Source organism: Acidimicrobiia bacterium, assembly GCA_035651955.1.
Lineage (GTDB): Bacteria > Actinomycetota > Acidimicrobiia > IMCC26256 > JAMXLJ01 > JAMXLJ01.
On the sequence record DASRES010000054.1, the window covers coordinates 1 to 23,970 of the forward strand.

General features: G+C 71.8%; 25 protein-coding genes and 1 tRNA gene. 8 read left to right on the forward strand and 18 right to left on the reverse strand.

All coding sequences use genetic code 11. From position 1 onward, the window contains the following. The 9 genes from VFC33_11995 to VFC33_12035 form a co-directional block, all read right to left on the reverse strand. A partial coding sequence (locus tag VFC33_11995; protein ID HZR13957.1) for an HAD-IC family P-type ATPase occupies nt 1-1,032 on the reverse strand: 1,032 nt, incomplete at its 3' end. Next, entirely contained in the window at nt 1,029-2,735 is a 1,707-nt protein-coding gene (gene kdpA / locus VFC33_12000; protein HZR13958.1) for a potassium-transporting ATPase subunit KdpA, read from the reverse strand. The genes kdpA and VFC33_11995, both read right to left, overlap by 4 nt. Further along, a complete protein-coding gene (locus VFC33_12005) occupies nt 2,732-2,824 on the reverse strand; it encodes a potassium-transporting ATPase subunit F (protein ID HZR13959.1) in 93 nt (30 codons plus the stop codon). Before VFC33_12005 ends, kdpA begins: the two co-directional genes overlap by 4 nt. After that, on the reverse strand, nt 2,821-2,976 hold the full coding sequence (locus tag VFC33_12010; GenBank protein HZR13960.1) for a hypothetical protein: 156 nt from the start codon (nt 2,974-2,976) through the stop codon (nt 2,821-2,823). Before VFC33_12010 ends, VFC33_12005 begins: the two co-directional genes overlap by 4 nt. A gap of 1 nt (nt 2,977) precedes the next feature. After that, nucleotides 2,978-3,718 carry a DUF4118 domain-containing protein gene (locus VFC33_12015; GenBank protein ID HZR13961.1) on the reverse strand — a complete coding sequence of 247 codons (741 nt, stop codon included), beginning with the start codon at nt 3,716-3,718 and terminating at the stop codon, nt 2,978-2,980. 88 nt (nt 3,719-3,806) lie between these two features. Beyond that, a complete protein-coding gene (locus tag VFC33_12020; GenBank protein ID HZR13962.1) occupies nt 3,807-5,780 on the reverse strand; it encodes an APC family permease in 1,974 nt (657 codons plus the stop codon). Between the two features lie 162 nt (nt 5,781-5,942). Continuing rightward, on the reverse strand, nt 5,943-8,300 hold the full coding sequence (locus tag VFC33_12025; GenBank protein HZR13963.1) for a sodium-translocating pyrophosphatase: 2,358 nt from the start codon (nt 8,298-8,300) through the stop codon (nt 5,943-5,945). Between the two features lie 217 nt (nt 8,301-8,517). Continuing rightward, nucleotides 8,518-8,820, reverse strand: coding sequence for a hypothetical protein (locus VFC33_12030; GenBank protein ID HZR13964.1), 303 nt, complete (start codon nt 8,818-8,820; stop codon nt 8,518-8,520). Then, the gene (locus tag VFC33_12035) at nt 8,817-10,826 is read right to left on the reverse strand and encodes an APC family permease (GenBank protein HZR13965.1); all 2,010 of its coding nucleotides are present in this window, start codon (nt 10,824-10,826) and stop codon (nt 8,817-8,819) included. The genes VFC33_12030 and VFC33_12035 overlap by 4 nt, the downstream gene beginning before the upstream one ends. A 98-nt stretch (nt 10,827-10,924) precedes the next feature. Here VFC33_12035 and VFC33_12040 point away from each other — a divergent pair, with 98 nt between their 5' ends. From VFC33_12040 to VFC33_12065, 6 genes are all read left to right on the forward strand, one after another. Then, entirely contained in the window at nt 10,925-11,596 is a 672-nt protein-coding gene (locus VFC33_12040; GenBank protein ID HZR13966.1) for a TrkA family potassium uptake protein, read from the forward strand. After that, the gene (locus VFC33_12045) at nt 11,596-12,258 is read left to right on the forward strand and encodes a TrkA family potassium uptake protein (protein ID HZR13967.1); all 663 of its coding nucleotides are present in this window, start codon (nt 11,596-11,598) and stop codon (nt 12,256-12,258) included. Before VFC33_12040 ends, VFC33_12045 begins: the two co-directional genes overlap by 1 nt. A 76-nt stretch (nt 12,259-12,334) precedes the next feature. After that, on the forward strand, nt 12,335-12,955 hold the full coding sequence (locus tag VFC33_12050) for a hypothetical protein (GenBank protein ID HZR13968.1): 621 nt from the start codon (nt 12,335-12,337) through the stop codon (nt 12,953-12,955). Beyond that, the gene (locus VFC33_12055) at nt 12,952-13,875 is read left to right on the forward strand and encodes an LCP family protein (GenBank protein HZR13969.1); all 924 of its coding nucleotides are present in this window, start codon (nt 12,952-12,954) and stop codon (nt 13,873-13,875) included. Before VFC33_12050 ends, VFC33_12055 begins: the two co-directional genes overlap by 4 nt. Nucleotides 13,876-13,984: 109 nt before the next feature. Beyond that, complete coding sequence (locus tag VFC33_12060) at nt 13,985-16,261, forward strand: DEAD/DEAH box helicase (GenBank protein ID HZR13970.1); 2,277 nt, start codon at nt 13,985-13,987, stop codon at nt 16,259-16,261. 44 nt (nt 16,262-16,305) lie between these two features. Then, nucleotides 16,306-16,710 carry a protease inhibitor I42 family protein gene (locus VFC33_12065; GenBank protein ID HZR13971.1) on the forward strand — a complete coding sequence of 135 codons (405 nt, stop codon included), beginning with the start codon at nt 16,306-16,308 and terminating at the stop codon, nt 16,708-16,710. Here the strand turns inward: VFC33_12065 and VFC33_12070 are convergent. Genes VFC33_12070 through VFC33_12100 form a run of 7 tightly spaced genes read right to left on the reverse strand, consistent with a single transcriptional unit; the run spans nt 16,697 to nt 21,327 of the window. Beyond that, nucleotides 16,697-17,068: an Rv3654c family TadE-like protein gene (locus tag VFC33_12070; GenBank protein ID HZR13972.1), complete on the reverse strand. Its 372-nt coding sequence runs from the start codon at nt 17,066-17,068 to the stop codon at nt 16,697-16,699. The two genes, VFC33_12065 and VFC33_12070, sit on opposite strands and share 14 nt — an antisense overlap. Beyond that, on the reverse strand, nt 17,065-17,517 hold the full coding sequence (locus tag VFC33_12075) for a TadE family protein (protein HZR13973.1): 453 nt from the start codon (nt 17,515-17,517) through the stop codon (nt 17,065-17,067). The genes VFC33_12070 and VFC33_12075 overlap by 4 nt, the downstream gene beginning before the upstream one ends. Beyond that, on the reverse strand, nt 17,451-17,681 hold the full coding sequence (locus VFC33_12080; protein ID HZR13974.1) for a DUF4244 domain-containing protein: 231 nt from the start codon (nt 17,679-17,681) through the stop codon (nt 17,451-17,453). The genes VFC33_12075 and VFC33_12080 overlap by 67 nt, the downstream gene beginning before the upstream one ends. Nucleotides 17,682-17,730: 49 nt before the next feature. Further along, nucleotides 17,731-18,411, reverse strand: a complete 681-nt coding sequence (locus VFC33_12085; protein ID HZR13975.1) for a type II secretion system F family protein — start codon at nt 18,409-18,411, stop codon at nt 17,731-17,733. Further along, the gene (locus VFC33_12090) at nt 18,408-19,277 is read right to left on the reverse strand and encodes a type II secretion system F family protein (protein HZR13976.1); all 870 of its coding nucleotides are present in this window, start codon (nt 19,275-19,277) and stop codon (nt 18,408-18,410) included. Before VFC33_12090 ends, VFC33_12085 begins: the two co-directional genes overlap by 4 nt. Then, the gene (locus VFC33_12095) at nt 19,274-20,473 is read right to left on the reverse strand and encodes a CpaF family protein (GenBank protein ID HZR13977.1); all 1,200 of its coding nucleotides are present in this window, start codon (nt 20,471-20,473) and stop codon (nt 19,274-19,276) included. Before VFC33_12095 ends, VFC33_12090 begins: the two co-directional genes overlap by 4 nt. Continuing rightward, entirely contained in the window at nt 20,470-21,327 is an 858-nt protein-coding gene (locus VFC33_12100) for a hypothetical protein (GenBank protein HZR13978.1), read from the reverse strand. Before VFC33_12100 ends, VFC33_12095 begins: the two co-directional genes overlap by 4 nt. A gap of 70 nt (nt 21,328-21,397) precedes the next feature. Here VFC33_12100 and VFC33_12105 point away from each other — a divergent pair, with 70 nt between their 5' ends. After that, nucleotides 21,398-22,327 (forward strand): HAD-IB family hydrolase, encoded by a 930-nt coding sequence (locus VFC33_12105; protein ID HZR13979.1) that lies wholly within the window; start codon nt 21,398-21,400, stop codon nt 22,325-22,327. A 223-nt stretch (nt 22,328-22,550) separates the two neighbouring features. Here the strand turns inward: VFC33_12105 and VFC33_12110 are convergent, their stop codons facing one another. Together VFC33_12110 and VFC33_12115 are read right to left on the reverse strand one after the other, a co-directional pair. Then, on the reverse strand, nt 22,551-23,462 hold the full coding sequence (locus VFC33_12110; protein HZR13980.1) for a hypothetical protein: 912 nt from the start codon (nt 23,460-23,462) through the stop codon (nt 22,551-22,553). Then, nucleotides 23,459-23,794 carry a PadR family transcriptional regulator gene (locus tag VFC33_12115; GenBank protein ID HZR13981.1) on the reverse strand — a complete coding sequence of 112 codons (336 nt, stop codon included), beginning with the start codon at nt 23,792-23,794 and terminating at the stop codon, nt 23,459-23,461. Before VFC33_12115 ends, VFC33_12110 begins: the two co-directional genes overlap by 4 nt. Before the next feature lie 71 nt (nt 23,795-23,865). On the opposite strand from VFC33_12115, the gene VFC33_12120 reads away from it, so the two are divergent. Next, nucleotides 23,866-23,957: transfer RNA gene (locus tag VFC33_12120), tRNA-Sec, on the forward strand. Nucleotides 23,958-23,970: the final 13 nt, after the last annotated feature.

A 23,970-nucleotide genomic window follows, 5' to 3' on the forward strand; every position in this document is an offset into this window, starting at 1 on the left:
CTCGTCCGCCAGGCTCGAGACCTGCGCGGCCTCGGCGAGGTCCTGCAGCGCGACACCGTCGACCGGGACGAGCTCGGCTGCCTGCCGGTTCCCGAACGTGATCGTGCCCGTCTTGTCGAGCAGCAGGGTGGAGCAGTCGCCAGCGGCCTCCACGGCGCGTCCGCTCATCGCGAGCACGTTGCGGCGCACGAGCCGGTCCATCCCCGCGATGCCGATCGCGGACAGCAGGCCGCCGATCGTCGTCGGGATGAGGCACACGAGGAGCGCGACGAGCGTGATGACCGGCTGCCGCGCGTGCGCGTAGATCGCGAACGGCTGCAACGTGACCGTCGCGAGCAGGAACACGATCGTCAGGCCGGCGAGGAGGATGTTCAGCGCGATCTCGTTCGGCGTCTTCTGGCGGTTGGATCCCTCGACCAGCGCGATCATCCGGTCGACGAACGTCTCGCCGGGGCGCGCGGTGATCCGCACGACGATCTCGTCCGAGAGCACCCGGGTGCCACCCGTGACGGCCGACCGGTCACCGCCCGACTCACGGATGACGGGCGCGGACTCGCCCGTGATCGCGGACTCGTCGATGCTCGCGATCCCCTCGATCACCTCGCCGTCGCTCGGAATGACCTCGCCCGCCGTGACGACGCACTCGTCGCCGGGCTGCAGCTCGGTGCTCGGACACTCGGTGACCGACCCGTCGGCCCCGCGGCGCCGCGCGACCGTCTCCGTGCGCGTCCGCCGGAGCGTGTCGGCCTGGGCCTTCCCGCGCCCCTCGGCGACGGCCTCGGCGAAGTTGGCGAAGAGGACGGTGAACCAGAGGAACGCCGCGACCAGACCGGCGAAGACGTTCTCCTGCATCGACGACGAGGGCGCGTCGCGCAGGAACAGGATCGTCGTCAGGACGCTGCCGACCTCGACCACGAACATCACCGGATTGCCGACCATCGTGCGCGGGCTGAGCTTCACGAAGCTGTCGACGATCGCTCGCCGCACCAACGCGGCGTCGAGCAGCTTCGCCTTCTCACCGGGCTGCGTCATGCCAACCGCTCCACGATCGGACCCAACGCGAGGGCTGGGAAGTAGGTGAGGCCGACGACGATCAGCACGACACCACCGAGCAACCCGGCGAACAGTGGCGTGCCGGTCGGGAACGTGCCGGCCGACGCGGGGACCTTCTGCTTGCGCACGAGCGAGCCCGCGATGCCGAGCGTCGGCACGATGAGGAAGAACCGGCCGACGAGCATCGCGAGCGCGAGGGTCACCTGGTACCAGGTCGAGGTGACGGTCAGGCCGCCGAACGCGGAGCCGTTGTTGTTCCCGGCCGACGTGAACGCGTAGACGATCTCCGTGAAGCCATGTTGACCGGGGTTGAGGATCGCGTGCCGCGCGCTGCCGATGACCACCGACGCTCCGGCGAAGCCGAGCACGACGAGCGGCACGAACAGGATGTACAGCACGACGAGCTTGACCTCGCCGGCCTGGATCTTCTTGCCGAGGTACTCCGGTGTCCGGCCGACCATCAAGCCCGCGATGAACACCCCGAGCAGGACGAACACGAGCATCCCGTACAGCCCCGAGCCGACACCGCCCGGGCTGACCTCGCCCAGCATCATGTTGGCGAGCGGGACCGCACCGCCGAGCGGCGTCATGCTGTCGTGCGCGCAGTCGACGGCTCCCGTCGACGTGCCGGTCGTCGAGGCGGCGTACAGGCCGCACCCGGCCGAGCCGAACCGTGTCTCTTTCCCTTCGAGGTTCCCGCCCGGGTTCGTGGCGCTGACGTGTTGCGCGGCACCGGCCGTCGTCAGGTGCGGATTGCCCGCGGTCTCCTGCGTCATCGCGAACCCCGCCGCGCCGGCCCACAGCACGAACATGACCGCGAACACGACCCAGCCCTGGCGTTGGTCGCCGGCCATCTTCCCGAACGTGTACGTCAGCGCGAACGGGATGAGGAGCAGCAGGAAGATCTGCAACACGTTCGTGATCGCGTTCGGGTTCTCGAACGGGTGCGCCGAGTTCGCGTTCAGCGGGCCGCCGCCGTTCGTGCCGATCTCCTTGATCGACTCCTGGCTGGCGAACGGGCCGCCCGGTATGTGCTGCACCTGGTGAGTGACCGTGTGCGCGGTCGTGAACCCGTGCAGGTTCTGGATCACGCCCTGGCTGACGAAGACGAGCGCGAACACGAAGGAGAGCGGCACGAGGATGCGCAGCGTGCCGCGCACGAGATCGACCCAGAAGTTCCCGATCGTGCCGCCGCGCGCCCGGACGAGCCCGCGGACGAGCGCGATGGCGACCGCCATGCCGACCGCGGCAGACGCGAAGTTCTGCACCGCGAGCCCGGCCATCTGCGTGAGATGGCTCATCGTCGACTCGCCCGCGTAGCTCTGCCAGTTGGTGTTGGTCGTGAAGCTGACCGCGGTGTTGAACGCGACGCTCGGCGACACGCCCTTCACGCCCGTCGGGTCGAGAGGGAGGTGACCCTGCAGACGCTGGAGCAGGTACAGGAGCAGGACCGACACGACGCTGAACGCGAGCGTCGCGAAGGCGTACGCGCTCCAACGCTGCTCGCGCTCCGGGTCTACGCCGGCGACGCGGTAGACCGCGCGCTCGACGGGGAGGAACAGCCGGTCGCCGGGCGCGGCTCCGCCGCCGAACACCTTCGCCATGTACGAGCCGAGCAGCGGCGTCGCGACGACGAGTGCGACGGCGACGAGCGCGAACTGCCCCCACGCGGGGAACGTCATCCCAGCCGCTCCGGCAGCAGCAGGGCGATGACGAGGTACACCGCGAGCACGATCGCGACGACCAGCCCGACGACGTCGTCGATCTTCACGCCGCGCGCTCCTCGGGGCTCGTGGGCGTCTCGTCCGCCGTCACGACCGTCTCGTCGGCGCCGATGATCCGGTCGCACGCGAACACGAGTGCGACCGCGAGCGCGAAGAACGCGATGACGACCAACGGGTAGACGACGTCAGCGAGCTGCATGTCACGCGGTCCCGTTCACGAGGAGTGAGCCGAGCTGGTCGGCGAGTGCGATCGCGGTCGCGCGGTCGTCGCCCGGGATGAGCATCCCGAAGGTGTCGTACGGGAGGTCGAGAACGAACCGTCCGATCTGCCGGCCGTCGCCCCACACGGGGAGCTCGAGCCGGCGCGACTCGGCCGGACCGCCGTCGTCCCCGGCGATGCGGACCCGACCGTGCGCGAGCACGGGAAGCGTGGCGACGAACGGCGGCCGTTCGAACCAGCACGCCTCGAGGTCGAGCAGGTGGGTGAGCTCCGCCTCGACCGCGCGGATCAGCCGGCCCGGCGGCTCGCCACCGGCCGCGAGCTCGGCGAGCCGCTGGATCCGGTCGAGCTCGTGCTGCTTCTGCAGGGCGTGCATCCGGCTGCGGTACATGCGCACGACGAGCTCGCCGACGACGAGGCCGACCACGAGCAACAACACCGTCGTCTCGATGTCGTCACGCCCGTTGATCGCGAACGACCCGTACGGCCGGGTGAAGAAGACGTCGAACGCGACCGCCGACGCGAGCGCGCTCAGCGCGCCGCCCGCGCGGCCGCCGAGGATCGCGGACGCGACCACGACGACGACGAGCACCAGCGCGACGTTCGACGCCAGCATCTCGGACCGCAGTGGCACCAACGCGGCCGCCACGACGAAGGGCACGCCGACGGCGACCGCCAGACGCCACGGTGTCAGCCGGGGAAACGGTTCGACGGGCTTCACGCACGCCCTTGTACGACACGTGCGGCCGCGCCCGGAACGCACTTGACGGCTTCCTGACGCCCGGCGGACGCCTCTTGACGACCGTCCGCTACGCGTCCGCGTGGACGGACGTCTCGCCCATCTTGTACGGGATGATCGTCACGTTCGCGTGCTCGAGCCCGCTGATCGCCTCGGCGATCTCGTCACCGGTTCGGTCGTGCAGGAAGCGGTGCCACGTGTGGCTGTAGACGCGGTGCGGGAGCACCACGGTCACCTCGGTCTGGCCGTCGGCGAGCTCGGCTGCGACGTACTCCAGCACGGCGCGCGCGACACGCCGGTCGGGACAGTCGACGAGCTCGAGAGGAACGCGCGCGAGGCCCAGCCGCGCCCATTCGGCGGCGAGACGCGCGCCCGCGTCGCGGTCCCACGCGATGTGGACGGCGCGCATCTCGTCGGGAACGAGCGTGCGCGCGTACTGGATCGCACGCGCCGTGCTCTGGTCGAGCCGCGCGGCGAGGACGAGGACGACATGGCGGCGCAGCACGGGTGCGGTGACGGCTGCGGTCACGTCGTGCTCGAGCTGGTCGGCCTCGGACTCGTACTGGCGGTTGAGGCGTACGAGCAGCGCGACGAGGACGGGCACGAAGATGATGATCACCCACGCGCCGTGCGTGAACTTCGTGATGCCGATGATGACGTCGACGACGGCGGACAGCACGGCGCCGATGCCGTTCACGAACAGGCCCCGCCGCCATCCCGGTTCCTTGCGCGTGACGTGGTGCTTCGCCATGCCGGCCTGCGACAGCGTGAACGACGTGAACACGCCGATCGCGTAGAGCGGGATCAGCCGGTCGACCTTCGCGCCCGTCACGACGACGAGCACCGCGGCCGCGAGCGCGAGGGCGATGATGCCGTTGGAGAACACCAGCCGGTGGCCGCGCTTGGTGAGCTGGCGGGGCATGAAGTTGTCACCCGCGTGGAACGACGCCAGCCGCGGGAAGTCTGCGAAGCTCGTGTTCGCGGCGAGGACGAGGATCAGCATGGTCCCGACCTGGAGCAGCCCGTAGAGGAGGCCGCCGACCGGGCCCGTCCCGAACACCTGCTTGCCGACCTGCGAGATGACCGTCGGCGTCCCGGACACGTACGGGATCGGGTGGACACGCGTCGAGAGGACGGACAGCCCCAGGAAGAGCGTCCCGAGCGTCGCGCCCATGATGATCAGCGTGACGCGCGCGTTCTTCCACTCGGGCTTGCGGAACGCGGTGACGCCGTTGGAGATCGCCTCCACACCGGTCACGGCCGCGCCACCCGACGCGAACGCGTGCAGCAGCACGTACAGGCCCGCCCCGTACGCGAGGCCGTCGCCCGGGCTGCCGAGCTTCAGCATCCCCTTCTTGCTCACCGACTGCGGCGCGAGGTGCCCGAACCCCATCTTGTAGAAGCCGACGAGCAGCAGCACGCCCATGATGCCGATGAAGAGGTACGTCGGGACCGCGAAGATCTTCCCGGACTCACGGACGCCCTTCAGGTTCCCGACCGCGATCACGACGATGAAGAACAGCGAGATCTCGACGGAGTACGGGCGGAGCGACGCGATCGCGGACGTCAGCGCGGCGGTGCCCGCCGCCGTCGACACCGCGACGGTGAGCACGTAGTCGGTCAGCAGCGACACCCCCGCGACCTGCGCGGGCAGGAGGCCGAAATTGTCGCGCGTGACCATGTACGCGCCACCGGCCGTCGGGTACTCCTTGATCGTCTCGCGGTACGAGAGGATCAGGAAGAACAGCACGACGAGCATCGCGATCGTCACGGGGACCACGAGGCTGAACGCCGCGAGGCCCACCGCGATGACGAGGACGCGGAGGATCTCCTCGGTCGCGTACGCCGAGGACGAGATACAGTCCGACGAGAACACCGCGAGCGCGGTGGGGATCCCGAGGCGCTCGTGCTCGAGCTGGTCCGTGTCGAGCGGCGGACCCAGGAGACGCTTCTTCAACCGGTAGCGCCGGCTCTCGGGAAGGTTCGGCGCCGCGGTCGGCGGCGGCATCGGAGTGGGCGCCTGACGCGGGGTGACGGTCTCCATCGCGCGTTTCTACGGGTCCCACCCCGCGCGCCCGCAGCCCGGCCCGGCGTCTTGACGCGTTCTTGACGCGGACCGGCCGCGTCCTGATGCGGACGCGACACGGCCCGCCGCTCGATGGAGGGCGGGCCGTGACAGCGGATGACGCCGTTGCTGCCGTGTGTCTTACGGCGCGAGCTGCGCCTCGCGCTCGTGGATCGCCTCCTCGACGATCTCGGACTCCTCGGCGAACCCGCCGCCCTTGCGCTTCGAGAACGCGATCGCGACGAGCAGGATGACGAGGCTCGCACCCGCGATGCCGAAGCGCGCGGCGTCGTTGTTGCGGAGGCTGATCACCGCGGGGAGCACGAGGAGCGCGACGAGATTCATCACCTTGATGAGCGGGTTGAGCGCGGGACCCGCGGTGTCCTTGAACGGGTCGCCGACGGTGTCGCCGATGACGGCGGCCTTGTGTGCCTCGGAGCCCTTGCCGCCCTCGTGACCGTCCTCGATGTACTTCTTCGCGTTGTCCCACGCGCCACCGGCGTTGTTGAGGAAGTTCGCCATCAACTGACCGGTGAGGATGACGGCGCCGAGGAACGCGCCGAGCGCGAGGTAGCTGACGCCGAACCCGACGATGACGGGCGACAGCACCGCGAGCAGCGCGGGCGTCGCGAGCTCGCGCAGCGACGCCTTCGTGCAGATGTCGATGACCGGGCCGTAGTCGGGCCGCTTCGTGCCCGCCATGATCTGACCGTCGGCGAACTGCGAGCGGACCTCCTGCACGACGGTCCCCGCGGTGCGGCCGACGGCGCGGATGGCGAGCGCGCTGAACAGGAACGCGATCGAGCCACCGATGAGCAGTCCGATGAACGTCTTCGGCTCGGCGATGTTGATCTGGGTCGCGGTGTCGTGGAAGAGGGCCGAACCGGTCTTGCCGATGTTGAGCTCGCTGCCGATCGTCTCGATGAACGAGGCGAACAACGCGACGGCCGCGATGACCGCGGAGCCGATCGCGAACCCCTTCGTGACCGCCTTGGTCGTGTTCCCGACCGCGTCGAGCCCGACCATGATCCGCTCCGGCTCGCCGCCGAACTCGCCCGACATCTCGGCGATGCCCGCCGCGTTGTCGGCGACCGGGCCGAAGCTGTCCTCGGACACGACGACGCCCGTCGTCGCGAGCATGCCCATGCCGGTCAGCGCGATGAGGTACAGCGAGAACTGGATGTTGCCGCCGCCGAGCCCGATCGCGACACCGATCGTGATGGCGATGGCGATGATCGCCCACACCGACGACTCGAGACCGCTGCCGATGCCGGCGAGCACCGTCGTGGCCGGGCCGGTGCGTGTGGCCTCCGCGATCTCGCGGACCGGCTCGCGCTCGGTGGACGTGAAGTGCTCGGTGAGCGCGCTGACGGCCTGGGCGAGGATCAGCCCGACGACGACCGCGCCGAACATCTTCCAGCCCTCGTTCTTCGGGCCGTTGCCGACGTACGCGAGCGCGACGACGAGCGTCGCGACGACGGTCAGCACGCCCGCGGTGAGGAACCCGCGGTTGATCGGTGCCATCGCGGAACGGTCGTTGTCCCTGGCGCGCACGGCGAAGACGCCGCAGATCGACGCGAGCACGCCGAGCGCGCGGACGATCAGCGGGAAGATCAGACCGAGCACCCACTTGGTCGGGTCGTGGGGATAGATGGAGCGGAACGCGGCGACGCCCAGGATGATCGACGCCACGAGCGTGACCTCGTAGCTCTCGAAGAGGTCGGCCGCCATCCCGGCGCAGTCGCCGACGTTGTCACCGACGTTGTCGGCGATCGTCGCGGGGTTGCGCGGGTCGTCCTCGGGGATGCCCTGCTCGACCTTGCCGACGAGGTCGGCACCGACGTCGGCCGCCTTCGTGAAGATCCCGCCGCCGACGCGCATGAACAGTGCGAGCAACGATCCGCCGAAGCTGAAGCCGACGAGGATCGCGGTCGCGCTGTTCTGGAAGACCATGATGATGATCGTCGCCCCGAGCAGGCCGAGGCCGACGGTGAACATGCCCGCGATGCCGCCCGTCCGGAAGGCGACGCGAAGCGCACCGGGCAGGGACCCGGTGCGCGCGGCGGCTGCGGTGCGGACGTTCCCGCGTACTGCGAGGCTCATCCCGATGAACCCGGTGAGCCCGGACAGGAACCCGCCGACGATGAACGCGATCGTGCGGAACGCGCCCGACGCGACGAACGACAGCGCCTCCTCACCGCCCGGCTTCGCGACGCGCGTCGACGTGAAGAAGACTGCCGCCGCGACGGGCACGAGGATGATGAGGATCGTGCGGAACTGGCGCCGGAGGTACGCCATCGCGCCCTCCTGGATCGCCTTCGCGATCTCGCGCATCGTCGGCGTGCCCTCGTCCGCCGCGAGGACGCCGCGCATGAGGAACAGGCCGACCAGGATCGCGAGCAGCGCCGTGGCGATCGAGAACACCAGCCAGAACCACTCCGCGCCGGTGAGCTTGAACTCCTGGTAGCTGCCCTCGGCCGCGAGGATGATGCTCCCCAACTGCGTGACTCCTTGGTCGAGACCCCACCGGTCGCCCTCGGACCGGATGCGTCGCTGACGCGCGAACCGTCGCTCCCCCGGCCCGGCGCGGCGGGTCCCGGGGGCGAAACTGCGGCGAGACACGGTACGGGCGCATTTCGGGCAGTGTCAATCTGTACGGAACATCACACGCCGGACGCGCGCGCGACCGAGACGGCACGTACGCCGCCGGCGGCGTTCAGTGGTCGAGCAGCTCGACGACGGGGTTGAGGATCGCGAGGTAGCCGCGGTGCTCCCCGACCATCCCCTCGGCGATGACGTGCCGGCCGAGCTCGACGCCCGCGATCCTCCGGCGCCCGAGGAAGATGAGCAGCAGCCCGCCGGTGTCGTCGACGACCGTGCACTCGAGCGAACCCACCTCGGCCCAGGGCTGCACCCGGATCGAGCGGATCCGACCCCGCACGCGCACCCACGTCCGCCACGTCACCTGGCCGATCGGGACGACGGGCAGGCTCCCGGGCTCGGCGTCCGTCGCGGTCATGCGTGCGGCGAGTCCATGCGCTCGCCGTCCGACTGGACCTGCTCGACCGTCAGCGACGGCGCGCCGAGGTGGTACGGGATCTGGGTGACGTTGACATGCTGGAGCTGGCTCATCGCGCGCGCCATCTCGTCCGCGGTGCGGTCGTGCAGCAACCGGTGCCAGAACCGCTTGTACACGCGATGGGGCATGACCACGGTGACCTCGGTGTCACCGCCGGCCAGCTCGGCCGCGACGTATTCGAGGGCGGCGCGGGCGATGCGGCGGCTCGGGCAGTCGACGAGCTCGAGCGGGACGCGCGCGAGACCGAGCCGGCGCCAGTTCGCGGCGAGCTCCTCCGCCGCGTGACGGTCGATGGCGATGTGCACGGCCCGCATCTCGTCGGGCACGAGGGTCCGTGCGTACTGGATGGCGCGCGCGGCTGCGCGATCGAGGCGCGCGACGAACACGAGCACGACGTGCCGCCGCAGGATCGGCGCGGTCGCCGCGGTCTCGGCGTCGCGCTCGAGCTCCTCGGCCTCCGCCTCGTACTGGTGGTTCAGGCGGTACAGCAGCGCGACGAAGATCGGGACCAGCACGATGATGATCCACGCACCCTCGGTGAACTTCGCGACCGCGAAGATCACGAGGACGATCCCGGACAGCACCGCACCGGTCGCGTTCACGACCAGGCCCCAGCGCCACCCGGGCTCCTTCTTCCTGATGTGGTGGCGCGCCATGCCGGACTGCGAGAGCGTGAACGACGTGAACACGCCGATCGCGTAGAGCGGGATGAGGCGGGCGACGTTCGCGCCCGTCGCGACCACGAGGACCGCCGCGACCGCGCCGAGGGAGATGATCCCGTTCGAGAACACGAGGCGCTGCCCGCGCTTCGTGAGCTGCTTCGGCATGAACGCGTCGGCCGCCTGGAACGACGCAAGGCGCGGGAAGTCGGCGAAGCTGGTGTTGGCGGCGAGGACGAGGATCAGCATCGTCCCCGCCTGCAGGATGTAGTAGAGCGAGTCGCCGAGCGCGCCGCCCCCGAACACCTGCTTGCCGACCTGCGAGATGACGGTCGGCGTGCCGGACGTGAACGGCACCGCGTGGACCTTGGTCGACAGGACCGACAGTCCCAGGAACGCGGTGCCGAGCGTGACGCCCATGATGATGAGCGTCACCCGGGCGTTCTTCCACTCCGGCTTGCGGAACGCGCTGACGCCGTTCGAGATCGCCTCGACGCCCGTCATCGCGGAGCCACCCGACGCGAACGCGTGCAGGAACGCGTAGATCCCGATGCCGTAGAGGAACCCGCTGCCGGCCGTCCCCGCCTTGATCATGCCCTTCTGGTGGATCGACTGCGGGACGAGGTGCCCGAACCCGGCCTTGTACAGGCCGAGCACGATGACGAGCCCCATCATGAACATGAAGAGATAGGTCGGGAACGAGAACACCCGTCCCGACTCGCGGACACCACGCAGGTTGCCGAACGCGATCACGACGATGAAGAAGAGCGAGATCTCGACGGCGTACGGGCGCAACGGTGACGCCGCGGACGTGAGCGCGGCCGTCCCGGCCGAGACCGAGACGGCGACGGTCAGCACGTAGTCGGTCAGCAGCGAGACACCGGCGACCTGCGCGGGCAGCAGCCCGAAGTTGTCGCGGGTGACCATGTAGGCGCCACCCGCCGTCGGGTACTCCTTGATCGTCTGCCGGTAGGACAGGATCAGGAAGAAGAGGACGACGAGCATCATCAGCGTCGCCGGCACGACGAGGCTGAAGGCGGCGAGGCCGGCCGCCGGCACGAGGACGCGCAGGATCTCCTCGGTCGCGTACGCGGAGGACGAGATGCAGTCCGACGAGAACACCGCGAGCGCGGTGGGGATGCCGAGGCGCTCGTGCTCCAGCGCCTCGGTGTCGAGCGGCGGACCGAGGAGCTTGTGCTTCAGCCGGTAGCCCCGGCTCTCCTTCAGCTCGACCTCGGGCGCGGGCGGCAGCGGCTTCGGCGTCGCCTGCGTCGGGAACGTCCGCATGCGGGACAGTCAACCACGACCCGGACACACCGCTGGATCCGGTGACACCTCGCCCGGCCGGTACCATCTGCGACTTCACACGAGCACGGGAGTGCGTGGTGCACGTCGTCGTCGTCGGGTGCGGTCGGGTCGGGAGCGAGCTCGCCGGCATGCTCGAGAAGTCCGGTCACACCGTCGCGGTCGTCGACAAGCGGCGCGAGGCGTTCCGCCGGCTGCCGACCGGCTTCGGGGGCACGACGGTCGTCGGCTTCGGCTTCGACCGCGACACGCTCGCCGAGGCGGGCATCGAGCGGGCGGGCGCGCTCGCCGCGGTGACGAGCGGCGACAACTCGAACATCATGTCGGCGCGCGTCGCGCGCGAGACGTTCGAGGTCGAGCGGGTCGTGGCCCGCATCTACGACCCGCGTCGCGCCGTGATCTATCAGCGGCTCGGGATCCCGACCGTGGCCACCGTCTCCTGGACGACCGACCAGGTGATGCGGCGGTTGCTCCCGGGTGCGCACCCGGCGGACTGGGTCGACGGCAGCGGGCAGGTCGCGCTCGTCGAGCGCGATCTCCCCGCGCACTGGGCGGGCAAGAAGCTCGCGGAGCTCCAGGAGCCGGGCCGGTTCGTCCTCACCGCGGTCACGCGGCTCGGCGGTGCGCGCGTCTTCGACGGCGATCTCGTCGGCCAGGAAGGCGACGTGCTGCACTTCGTCGTCGACATGAACGACCTCGACGCGCTGCGCGCGCGATTGCAGGGCGCGGGCGACGAAGGAGGCGGGCACTGATGCGCGTCGCGATCGCGGGGGCGGGCAACGTCGGGACGTTCATCGCGAGCGAGCTCGTCGCGAACGGCCACGCCGTGCTGCTGATCGAGCAGGACCCCGACGTCGCCGGGAAGGTCCCGACCGCGGCCGGTCTCGACGTGAAGGTCGCCGACGCGTGCGAGGTGTCGTCGCTCAAGGAGGCGGGACTCGACACGTGCGACGTCGTCGTGGCCGCGACCGGTGACGACGAGGACAACCTCGTCGTCTCGCTGCTCGCGAAGCAGGAGTTCGCGGTGCCCCGCGTCATCGCGCGCGTGAACCACCCGAAGAACGAGTGGCTCTTCAACGAGTCGTGGGGCGTCGACCTGTCCGTCTCGACGCCGCACCTCATCACCGCGCTCGTCGACGAGGCGGTGAGTGTCGGCCGGCTCGTGCGGCTGTTCCAGCTCGAGGGTGGCCAGGTGCGCCTCGTCGAGGTCCGGCTGGACGAGCAGTCGACGATCACCGGGAAGGCGATCCGCGAGGTCGACGTGCCCCGCGACGCGACGTTCGTCGCGATCGTGCGCGACGACCACGTCGTGATGGCGCGCGGTGACACCGTGTTCCACCCCGGCGACGAGGTGCTCGCGCTCGTGACACCCGACTCGGAGGACGAGGTCCGCAACCTGCTCACAGGGGGCTGATCGCTTCCCCAAGCGTCCACCGCTCGGTGCGCGCGGCATGCCATCCTGTCGCCGCTCTATGTCGCCGTCCCGCACCATGGCAACCGTCGTGGCCGTCGCGATGTGCGCGTCCGCGCTGGCCGCGTGCTCGGGCGGATCGTCGAAGGCACGCTCGTCGAAGGCCGCGCCGATCAACAGCAGCGTCGCGCTCCAGTTGACGACCACGAACGTCGAGAGCGCGGGTCCCGCGGTCGCGTTCCCCGCGGACGTCCGGGACCAGGCCGCGCAGGTCGTGAACAGCTACGTCGAGGGCGCGGTCGTCACCGCGTTGCGCACGGGCACGAGCGACCCGAGGTTCACCCAGGTGTTCACGCCCGACGCGGCCGCGAAGGCCACGGGGCCGGACCGCGCCGTCGTCACCGACGACGGCGTCGAGAAGACGACCGGCTCGATCGATCCGTCGAAGGCGACGGTCGCGCTCACCGCGCTGGCGGACACGGCGGGCCACGTCGTGCTCGTCTCGGCCGCGCTGACGCTCGACCTGCGCGCGCCCGTCGCCGGCGGGACGCTGCACCTGACCCGTCTCGGTGACCTGGTCCTGGCGCCGTCGGGCGGCGCTTGGCGCGTCGCCGGGTACGACCTCGCGGTCACCCGCGACGGGCCCGGCGTGACCGCGGCCGCCGCGTCCGGGCGCGCGCACGAAGGGCCGACGGCATGACACTGCTGCGCCGGCACCCGGTCGTCAGCGCGCTCGTGATCGCACCGCTGTGCGCGCTCCTCGCGGTCGCCCTGCTGTTCGCCGCGTGGCTGCACGGGACGCGCATCCCGTTCGCGTCCGGCGCGACGTGGTTCAGCGTCGAGAAAGTGGGTCAGGCGCACTACAACGGCGAGCCGACACAGCCCGTGTTCTTCCTGATCGTCGGGAACGACTCGCGCGGCGGACCCGGCAACGCGCGTGGTGACGCGCTCCACCTCGTCGGTGTGAACCCGGCGCTGCACAAGGCGACGATCCTCGACATCCCGCGCGACACCAGCGCGCAGATCCCCGGACACGGCACCGACAAGGTCAACGCTGCGCTCGCGTACGGCGGCCTGGCGTTGCAGGCGCAGACCGTCGCGAAGCTCGTCGGCGTCGACGTCCCGTACGCGATGACCACCGACTTCGACGGGTTCACCGCGCTGATCGACGGCGTCGGCGGCATCGACGTGAACGTGCCGTTCCCGATGCACGACACGTACTCGGGGGCGTACTTCCAGCCCGGCGTGGTCCACATGAACGGCCAGCAGGCGCTCGCGTTCTGCCGGGACCGTCACGACTTCCCCACCGGCGACCTCCAGCGCAGCGAGGACCAGGGGACGTTCATGCTCGCCGCGCTCGCGCAGCTCCGGGCCCAGAACCCGGACGCGACGGGGACGATCCACCTGCTCGCGCTGCTGGGCCGGCACGTCCAGCTCGACGGCATCGGCCTCGGCGACCTCTACCGCCTCGTGCGGCTCGGCCTGGCCTTCGACCCCAGCCAGGTCCGCAACGTCCGGGTCCCGGTCACGAACGGCACCGGCACGAACCTCGCGCTCGGCTCGGACGCGCAGTCCCTCTTCCGCGACTTCGCCGACGACGCAGTGCTCGAGAGTCATTGATCGGTCGCGCTCGCAAGCTCGCCGCTCCCCTGCCAACAGCTCCTTGCGCTGGCCAACGCGATCGACCGCGCCGGTCCGTCTGCGTCACACCTCCACCTATCCTCGGGGCGTGGACGCGTGCGACACCGTCGGCGAGCTCTGCGCGCACCCCGAGCTGTCGGAGCGCGTGGTGTTCCGCGCCACCTTGCCGGCGCGCCCGTCCCGCTTCGCCGAGCCCGAGGTGGAGCTGCGTCGCGACACGATGGCGCTGCTCGGCCAGCGCAAGATCGACGCGCTCTACACCCACCAGGCGCGCGCGGTGGACGCGCTGCGAGCCGGGCGGAGCATCGTCGTGGCGACGGGCACGGCGTCGGGAAAGTCGCTGTGCTACCAGGTGCCAATCCTGGAGTCGGCGCTCGCAGGACGCAGCGACACCGCGCTGCTGCTGTTCCCGACGAAGGCGCTCGCGCAGGATCAACTCCGCTCGCTCCGGTCGTGGATGATCCCAGGGCTACGCGCGTACGCGTACGACGGTGACTCCTCGCCCGACGAGCGCGCCGAAGCGCGCAAGCGCGCGACAGTGCTGCTGACGAATCCCGACATGCTCCACGTCGGGATCCTGCCGACACACCAGCGATGGGCGACGTTCCTGATGCGATTGCGCTACGTCGTCGTCGACGAGCTGCACACGCTGCGCGGGATCTTCGGCAGTCATGTCGCGCATCTCCTCCGTCGGTTGCGACGTCTCTGCGCGCACTACGGCTCGGACCCGGTCTTCTGCTTCTCCAGCGCGACGATCGGCAACCCGGGTGAGCTGGCGTCGACGTTGTGCGGCCTCCCCGTCGAGGTGATCGACGACGACGGCGCGCCGCAGGCCGAGCGGTCGTTCGTGTGCTGGCAGCGCCCCGTCGTCGACGAGCGCTCGGGTGCGCGCGCGTCGGGCAACGTCGAGACCGGACACCTCCTCGCGCGGTTCGTCGCCGGCGACCACCAGACCCTCGCCTTCACGCGCACGCGCACCAGCACCGAGCTCGTCGCCGCGCACGCGCGCCGCGCGCTCGAGAGCAGCGCGCCGCAGCTCGCGTCGCGGGTCAACGCGTACCGCGGCGGCTATCTCGCGACGGAGCGGCGCGCGCTGGAGCAGGGCCTGAACGACCGGGCGCTCCTCGGGGTCGCGGCGACGACCGCACTGGAGCTCGGCGTCGACATCGGGGGGCTCGACGCGATCGTGCTCAACGGGTTTCCCGGGACGCTCGCGTCGATGTGGCAGCAGGTCGGCCGGGCCGGCCGGTCCGCTCGGCGCGCCGCCGCGGTGCTCGTCGCCGGCGACGACCAGCTCGACCAGTGGTACGCCGCCCATGCCGACCAGCTCCTCACCCGCCGACCGGAGGCCGCGGTCGTCAACCCGGCCAACCCGTTCGTCGCGGCACCCCACATCGCGTGCGCAGCACACGAGCTACCGCTCACCCACGACGACGAGCAGTACTTCGGGGACCAGCTCGACGACGTCGTGCGCGATCTCGTCCTGAACGACGAGCTCAAGCCGCGGGGTGGCCGGATGTTCTGGTCCGGGCGCGATGCGCCGGCCCGGCGGGTCGGGTTGCGGAGCGGATCGTCGGTCGAGTTCCGGCTCGTCGACTGCGGTGACGACCGCCTCGTCGGCACGGTCGACGGCGCGCGTGTCTTCAACGTCGCGCACGAGGGCGCGATCTATCTCCACCAGGGCCGGCAGTACCGGGTCGAGCGACTCGACCTGCGCGATCACGTCGCGTACCTGGTACCCGCCGACGACGCCGACGAGTACACGCAGACGCGCGACGACACCGACATCGAGGTGCGGGACGTCACCGCCTCACGCTCGATCGGCGCGGGCGTGGCCCATCTCGGCGAGGTGGACGTCACGAGCCGCGTGGTCGCGTACCAGCGGACGCGCGCGTCGACGAACGAGCGGATCGAGGTGGTCGAGCTCGATCTGCCGCCCCAGTCGCTCGTGACGCGGGCGTGCTGGTACACGGTCCCGCACGACGTGCTCGCGCGCGCGGGCGTCGATCCCAACCGCGTGCTCGGCACGGTGCACGCCGCCGAGCACGCGCTCATCGGGCTGCTCCCACTGTTCGCGATCTGCGACCGCTGGGACGTCGGCGGCGTGTCGATGGCGTGGCATCCCGTGACGGGTGAGCCGACGATCTTCGTCTACGACGGGTACCCGGGCGGAGCCGGCATCGCCGAGCTCGCGTACGACGCGCTCGAGAGCCACGTGGCGGCCACGCTCGAGCTCGTGGCCGGCTGCGGATGCGAGGACGGGTGCCCGTCGTGCGTCCAGTCGCCGAAGTGCGGCAACTGGAACGAGCACCTCGACAAGAGCGGTGCGATCGCCGTGCTCCGGCTTCTCGCCGGCGGCCGCTGACCCCGCCGCTCAGGTCGCGTCCCCGGCGTGCCGATGGGGACGCGATGCGAGGGACACGAGCGAGCCTCCTCCTGCTGTCCGCGTGCGCGCTGCTGACGTTGCTCGGTGCGTGCGCCAGCTCGTCGCACACCGCGAAGGGCACCCCGACGTTCACCGACCCGAAGCAGGCGATCTCGGTGCGTGTCGGCCAGCAGTTCCATGTCGAGCTCGCGGCCACCCCCGGGACGGGGTACTCGTGGCGGGTCGGTCAGACCCAACCCGAGCTCGTGGTGCAGACCGGTGCCCGCTACGTGCCTCCGAGCACGACACGGGTCGGGGCGGCCGGCCGGCAGGTGTTCGACTTCCGCGCGACGCGCAAGGGCGAAGGCGCGCTCGCGCTCGTGTCGGTCGGGCCCGGGACGAACGCGCCCGTCGGCAAGAGCGACGAGTTCCGCATCACCGTGCACTGACGCCGGCTTCGGGCCGGACCTCCGCACGGGCGGTCGCCCGCGCGTGCGAGTGACCCGCGAGACCGTGCACCGGGACCTCGACCGTCACCTGCGCGTCGCGCCCGGTGCAGTCGCACGAGACGAGCGTCCCACCGTTGCGCGCCGCGATCGCGCGCGCCGCTGACACCGCGTCGCGGCGTCCGAGCGCGAGCGAGTCCGCGGCCGCGAGCGCGGCAGCGTCGGCAACCGTCTCGGCGCGCGCCTTCGCGACGAGCGCCGTTCCGAGACGCGCCGCGCCGACCACGAGACCGAGCGCAACGACGAACACCGCGATCACGAGCATCGACGCGCCGCCGCGTTCGCCCCGGGCGCGGGTCATCGCTCGACCCGCATCGTCGCGTGCGCGTGCAACACCGGATCCGGGAACAGCACGCCGACGAGCGGCAGGTCGGTGATCGATCGGAACGACACGTCGACCGTGATCGGCTCGCCGACGTGGGGCCGCGCGCCGACCTTCACCTTCACCCCGTGCAGCACCCGGTTCCCGGCCGCCACGGCGCGAGACGGATCGCGTTCGACGCTCGCGGCGCGGGCAGCCTCACGCGCCGCGTGGATGACACCGAGCTGGTCACGCACGACGAGACCGACCTGGACGATCGCGAGCAGCGCCATGACGATCAGGGGCAGGACGAGGGCGAGCTCGACCGTGGCTTGGCCCCGTTGCCGGGGCCAAGCCGTGGCCGAACGTCGCGGCGCGGCGCTCAGGGCAGCACCTTCCCGATGACGGTGTCGAACAGCTTCGTGATCGCGTGGCTGTGCGATGCCCACGTGATGAGCAGCGTCCCGAGCGCGGCCGCGCCGAGGATCACCAGCGCGTACTCGGCGGTCGTCTGACCGGCCTCGGTGGTGACGAGGCGCGTGCGAACGGCTGCGAGCCGAGCACGTGCCGCGGCCAGGACGGTGAGGAACGTGTGGACGAGACGTCGGAGCAAGTTCGGACTCCCTGTTCGTGGAACGCGATGCGCGGGGAAGCGCGGCCCGTCAGGAACGGGCGAACCCGGTCAGGAGCGCCGGCGCGACGGTCAGCAGGCCGAACGCGGGCAGCACGAGGAACACGAGCGGGAACAGCAGGCGGACGGGGACGGTGCGAGCGCGGGTCTCCGCGCGCCTGCGTGTCGCGGCGCGCGCGTCGTCGGCGAGGCGGGCGAGCACCGGCGCGACCGGTGCACCGGTCCGCTCGCACATCTCCATCGACTCGGCGAGCGGACGCAGGACGGGCTCGCGACGGCCCAGGTCTGCGAGCGCGTCGCCGAAGCCGACGCCCAGCGCGCAGGAGGTGAGCACCGACGTCAGGTGCGCGGCCGTCGGGTCCGGCGCCCATCGCGACGCCGCCTCGACGGCGAGGTACGGGGTGCAACCGGCGCCGACCGCGACGGTGAGGAGGTCGGCCACGAGTGGCAGCTGTGACGACAGCCGGTCGCGGCCCCGCGCCGCCCGTCGACGCGCGACGGTGCCGCGCACGACCCGACCGACGACGCCGAACCGGGCGCGCCCGATGACGGCCGCGACGAGGGTGCGCCGCGGTGCGGGGCCGACCGTGCGGGGCGGCGCGAGATCCCGAGCCCGCGCCGCGAGGACGCTCGCGCGAGCCCGACGGACGATGGGCGTCGCGAGCAACAGTCCCGCGACGACACCGACGAGCCACGCGCCGAGGGGGCTCATGTCTCGACCGACCGCACGACGTGCCGCATCCAGATCGCGGCGAGGACCTCGAGCCCCAAACCCGCGACGAGACATGCCTGCCCAACCGGCGTCGTGGCGAGTGTCGCCGTCGACGCGGGGTCGGTCGCCGCCTCGAACGCGAGGAACGCGATCGGCGCGGCGCCCACGACGACGGCGGACAGCCGCGCTTGGGCCGAGAGGGCACGCGCCTCTGCCGCTGCGCCGTGCTGATCGCGCAGCGAGCGCGCGAGGCCGTCGAGCGCGGGCGCCGATCCACCGCCCACCCCACCTGCGACCGCGAGCGCGCCGGCGACCGCACGCACGGTCGGCGTCGACCGTTCGGCGACCCACGCGGTGAGCGCGCCGTCGAGCGACGCACCGAGCTCGAGGCGGGCCTGCGCGCGACGCAGGTCCGCGCCCACGACGTCGTCGCGCGCCGCGAGCACGTCGATCGCCGTCCGCAACGTGCCTCCCGCGCGGAGCTCTCCCGTCACGACGTCGAGCGCGTTCGGCAGCGCGGCGTCGAGGGCTCGCGTCCGACGGTTGCCCGCGCTGCGGAGCCAGAGCGGCCCGCCGACGAGGCCACCGACCGCCACGAGGGGCGCGAGCGCGGCGGAGAACGCGAACGAGAGCATCGCCGCGACCATGACGACGCCGAGCCACAGCTCGACCGCGCTCTCGGGCGTCGTGTCGACCGTCGCGTCGTGCAGCGCGCGCTCGACGCGGGGCCGGAACCGTTCGGGGACCCGCCAGCCGCGTTGCGGTGCGAGCGCGCGGAGGCGCTCCCGGGCGCGTGCGCGCGAGGCCGCGACCGCGAGGCGGACCGCGACGAACGCGCCGGCCACGAGGAGCGGGAGCGCAGTCATCCGTGTCCCCGTCGAGACGCGCGCGTCGGCTGACGACTCGACCAGCCGGACCCGTCGGGCCGCCGGACGAGCAAGGGCGCGACGGCGAGGTCGTCGTCATCGCCACGCACCTCCGCGACGCACTCGACCCGCCGCGAGCCGTCGGGCGCGCGACGCACCTGCACGACGGCGTCGACGCCGGCGCCGATCTGAGCGCGGACCGCCGTGAGCGGTAGGGCGACGCCCGAGAACAGGACGAGCGTCTCGAGACGGCGCAACGCGTCGCGAGGCGAGTTCGCGTGGATCGTCGACAGCGACCCGTCGTGCCCGGTGTTCATCGCCTGCAACATGTCGAGCGCCTCGCCGCCGCGGACCTCGCCGACGACGATGCGATCCGGCCGCATGCGCAGCGCAGCGCGGACGAGCTCCCGGACGGTCACCTCGCCGGCGCCCTCGGCGTTGGGTCGCCGAGCCTCGAGACGCACGACGTGCGGCTGGCCGAGACGCAGCTCGGCGGTCTCCTCGATCGTCACGATGCGCTCCTGGGCGGGGATCGCGGCCGAGAGCGCGTTCAGCAGCGTCGTCTTCCCCGCGCTGGTCGCACCGGACACGACGACGTTCCATCCGCCGCGCACCAGCCCACCCAGCAGCGCGACACCGTCCTCGTCGAGTCCGAACTCCTCGAGCGCGACCGCGCGCGTGCGGAACCGCCTGATCGTGACGCACGGGCCGTCGATCGCGAGCGGCGGGACGACGGCGTGGAGACGGGAGCCGTCGGCGAGCCGCGCGTCGACCATCGGCGAGGCGCGGTCGAGCCGCAGCCCGAGCGGCGCGATGACGCGACCGACGAGACGTACGATCGTCGCGGCGTCGAGTCCCAGCGTGACGGGCTCGAGCCGGCCCTGCCGCTCGACGAACGCGCGACCCGCGCCGTTGAGCATGATCTCGGTGACCGACGGGTCATGGAGCAAGGGCTCGAGCGGTCCCAGCCCCGCGACCTCGCGGACGAGCTCGTCGAGCAGGACGTCGTGGTGCGCGGCGCGCAGGAGCGGTGCTTCGTCGCGGAGCAGGTCGGCGATGCGCGCGCGCAGGTCGTTCGACGCGTCGTCGAACGTGACGCCCGCGCCGACGAGCCGATCGTGCACGCGACGCTTCACGGCGTCCGGATCGATGGACGGCGCGACCCGGGGCCGCGCTGCCGGTTGCAGCGCGGTCATGCCGCGGCTCCACGCCGGCCGCCGGTCGCGCCGACGGCACGCATCGCATCGCGTGCGGGACGGAGCACGCTGTCGGGCGCACGGCGCGCGAAGACGCCGGCGTCGACAAGACGCGCCGCGCTCGACGTCCACGGCACGCTCGCGACGGCGGGGATCGCCAGCACCTCCGTGACGTCGCGCGCCAGGAGCGACGACTGGTTCTCGCCGACGACGACCGCGCCCGCCGCGTGCGCGACGAGCGGCGCGTGCACGGCGCGCCGCAACCCGAGGTAGCAGGCGCGCACGACGACGAGCGAGACGTCCGACACCTCGACCACGGCCCGCGCCGCAGGGGTGTCGGCCCGGCCGGCGTCGACGATCGTCGGCACCGGACCGTCCCGCAGCGCGACCGCGAGCGCGGCGCCGGCCTCGGCGGCGGCCGGCGGCGCGAGGACGCCCGACCCCGTCCCGCGTGGGAGCAGGGTCACGCCGGTCGTGACGTCGACCGCGAGACGGTCGAGCGCGTCGCTCGGCGCGTCGGGCCCGGCCGCGAGCCACTCCGCGACGCCGGTGTCGGGCTCGGACGAGAGGGCGAAGATGGCGGGCTGGTCGCCGTCCAGGTCGACGAGGCGCGCCGCGAGCACGCAGTCGCGTTCGGCACCGCGACGGGACGCCGGGCGCGCGAGCGCGATCGCACAGGCGGCCGCGAACACCGAGGTGCCGGAACCGCCTTTCGGGGACCACAGCGTGACGAGCACGTCTTCCTCCACGTGGAGCACACGGCGCGCGAGCGCGCCGACGACACACGGAGGAAGTCGTGCGGGGAAGCGACGAACGACGGGGCGACGGACGTCGCCGAGCGCCGGGACCGCCATCGGTCGACCGGGAGCCGGAACGGTAGGGACACGGGCGACCCGGCGTCAAGGGGCACGTAACCTGGCGCCCGTGGAGGCCGCCTTCTTCGACCTCGACAAGACGATCATCGCGAAGAGCTCGGTCCTCGCGTTCGGTCGCCCGTTCTATCGGGAGGGACTGCTGTCGCGCCGCGCGATCGTGAAGAGCGCGTACGCGCAGGTGGTCTTCATGCTCGTCGGCGCGGACGAGGAGAAGATGGAGAAGCTGCGCGAGGCGATGCTCGGGCTGACGCGCGGCTGGGACCAGAAGCACGTCGCGCAGATCGTGCGCGAGACGCTCGACGAGGTCGTGTCACCGATCATCTTCGCCGAGGCGCTCGAGCTGTTCGCGCAGCACCACGAAGCAGGCCGGCAGGTCGTGATCGTGTCGTCCGCGCCGGCCGAGGTCGTCGAGCCGCTCGCCGAGTTCCTCGGTGCCGACCGCGCGATCGCGACGCGCGCGCAGATCGACGACGAGGGCCGCTACACCGGTCAGCTCGCGTTCTACGCGTACGGGCCGCACAAGGCCGCCGCGATCCGCGAGCTCGCGTCGCTCGAGGACGTCGACCTCGAGGCGTCGTACGCGTACAGCGACTCGGTCACCGACCTGCCGATGCTCGAGGCGGTCGGCCACCCGGTCGCGGTGAACCCGGACCGTGAGCTCGCGCGGATCGCACGTGAGCGCGGCTGGGAGACGCAGACGTTCCGCCAACCCGTCCGGCTGCGAGACCGCGTCCCCGTTCCCCCCGCCGGGCCGACGATCGCGGTCAGCGGCGCGCTCGCGGTCGCGGGGATCGGGGTGGCGACGTGGTGGTGGTGGCGCCGTCAGGACCATCGCGCCACGAAGGCGAGTCCGAACGGCGCCCGGCACGCGCTGCAACGGGCCCGCACCGCGTCGAGCGAGGCGGCGTCGGCGTTGCGTCTCAGCGCGGGCGCCGTCGCGTCGGCTCGACGAGCCGCGCTGGCGTTGACACGCGATTGACCGCGCGCAACGAGCCCGCACCCGCGGGCTCGTTGGACGTCGAGTCGTGGTGGTGGATCAGGCCTCGCGGACCTTCTTCGCGACGACCGCACCGATCGCGACCACGATGAGGAGCAGGAGCAGCTTCTTCACGGATTCTCCCTGGGTCCAGCGACACGCCTACCGGGCGGCCGAATCCTAACCGCAGGACGGCCGGCGCTCGCGCCGAGCCGTCGAGCGACCGTCAACGACGGGCGATGCGAAGCGCACCTGCGGTCGACACGGCGAGACCGGCGACCATGACGGCCATCGCCACCGCGAGAGGCACGTCGAGTGCCGTTCCCGTCGTCCCCCGAGGCGTGCCGGCGAGGAACCACGGCGCGGACGCCGCCATCGCACCCCACCACGTCGCGGTCGCCGCCGTGACGACGACCATGACGACCGCGAGGGCGAGGGCGAGCGCGGCCTCGCAGCGCAGGACCCGCCGGGTCAGGAGCACGTGGCGGCCGACCGTGACGGCGACGACCGTCCAGGCTGCTAGACAGGTCACCGCGAGCGCGACCCAGGCGAGGAACGCGACCCCGTACCCGACGCTCCCGCCGTTGCGCGCGTGCGCGGGCAGGTCGTGCGCCCAGAGCACGAGCGGGATCGTGGACGCGACCAACACGACCGTCACGACCACGGCGCGCGTGACGTGACCGCGCAGCGACGCCCAGCCCCCGGCTCGCACGAAGCGGACGAACGCGGGACCGGCCAGCAGGGCACCCGTGACGACGAGCAGTCCACCGACGACGGCCGCGACGGAGACGACGTCGAACGCGGCCCTCGGGAGCGTGCGCGCGCCCGCCGGCAGCGACGCGGCGAAGTGCTCCGACGACTTCGAGAACCCGGCGCCGCCGATCATGAAGACCGCCCACGCGATCAGCACGAGCAGCGCACCGCCCCGCCAACGCGACTCCTCGGGCACGCCGGGGCCGAGGAGGAACAGCGCACGGGCCCGCTCGACGAGGCCGTGCCCGGCGAGCGACGCGCGCTCGCGAAGCCTCGGTCCGTCCCCGCCTGCGTGGTCCTCGATCAGCGCGCGCAGCTCGTCGCCGTACCGGGCGCGCCACGCGGCCGGGTACCACCGGAGCGGATCGCGCCGCGCGCGGGTCACGACGCGGCCCCGAGTGCCCGGAGACGCGCCGCGCCGACGCGCGACAGCGTCCGCATCTCGTCGACGACCGCGGACAGCGCCTCCGACCCCGCGGCCGTGATCCGGTACGGGCGGCGCCGGTCGTCGGCGGGCAGCGGCTCGATGAGGCCGCGCTCCTCGAGCCGCGTGATCGCGCCGTACAGCGCGCCCGGCCCGAGCGACACGCCCGCGAACGCCTCGATGTCCTTGGCCAGCGCGTGACCGTGCTTGGGTCCCCCGGCCAGGCTCGTGAGGATCAGCACCGGCGGGTCGTTGGGCCGGCGCAGACCCGCGGTGCGTGCTCGTCTCCGCATGCCCGGCATGATACTACGCGGCACGTAGTACTACGCAAGAGGTAGCAGTGTCGTCGTGCCAGACTCTCGCCGGAGGTGAACGGGGTCTGGTGGCCCCCCTCGTCTTCAAAACGAGTGGGACGGGCGATCCCCGTCCGGTGGGTTCGATTCCTGCCACCTCCGCGCAGGGACGGCGC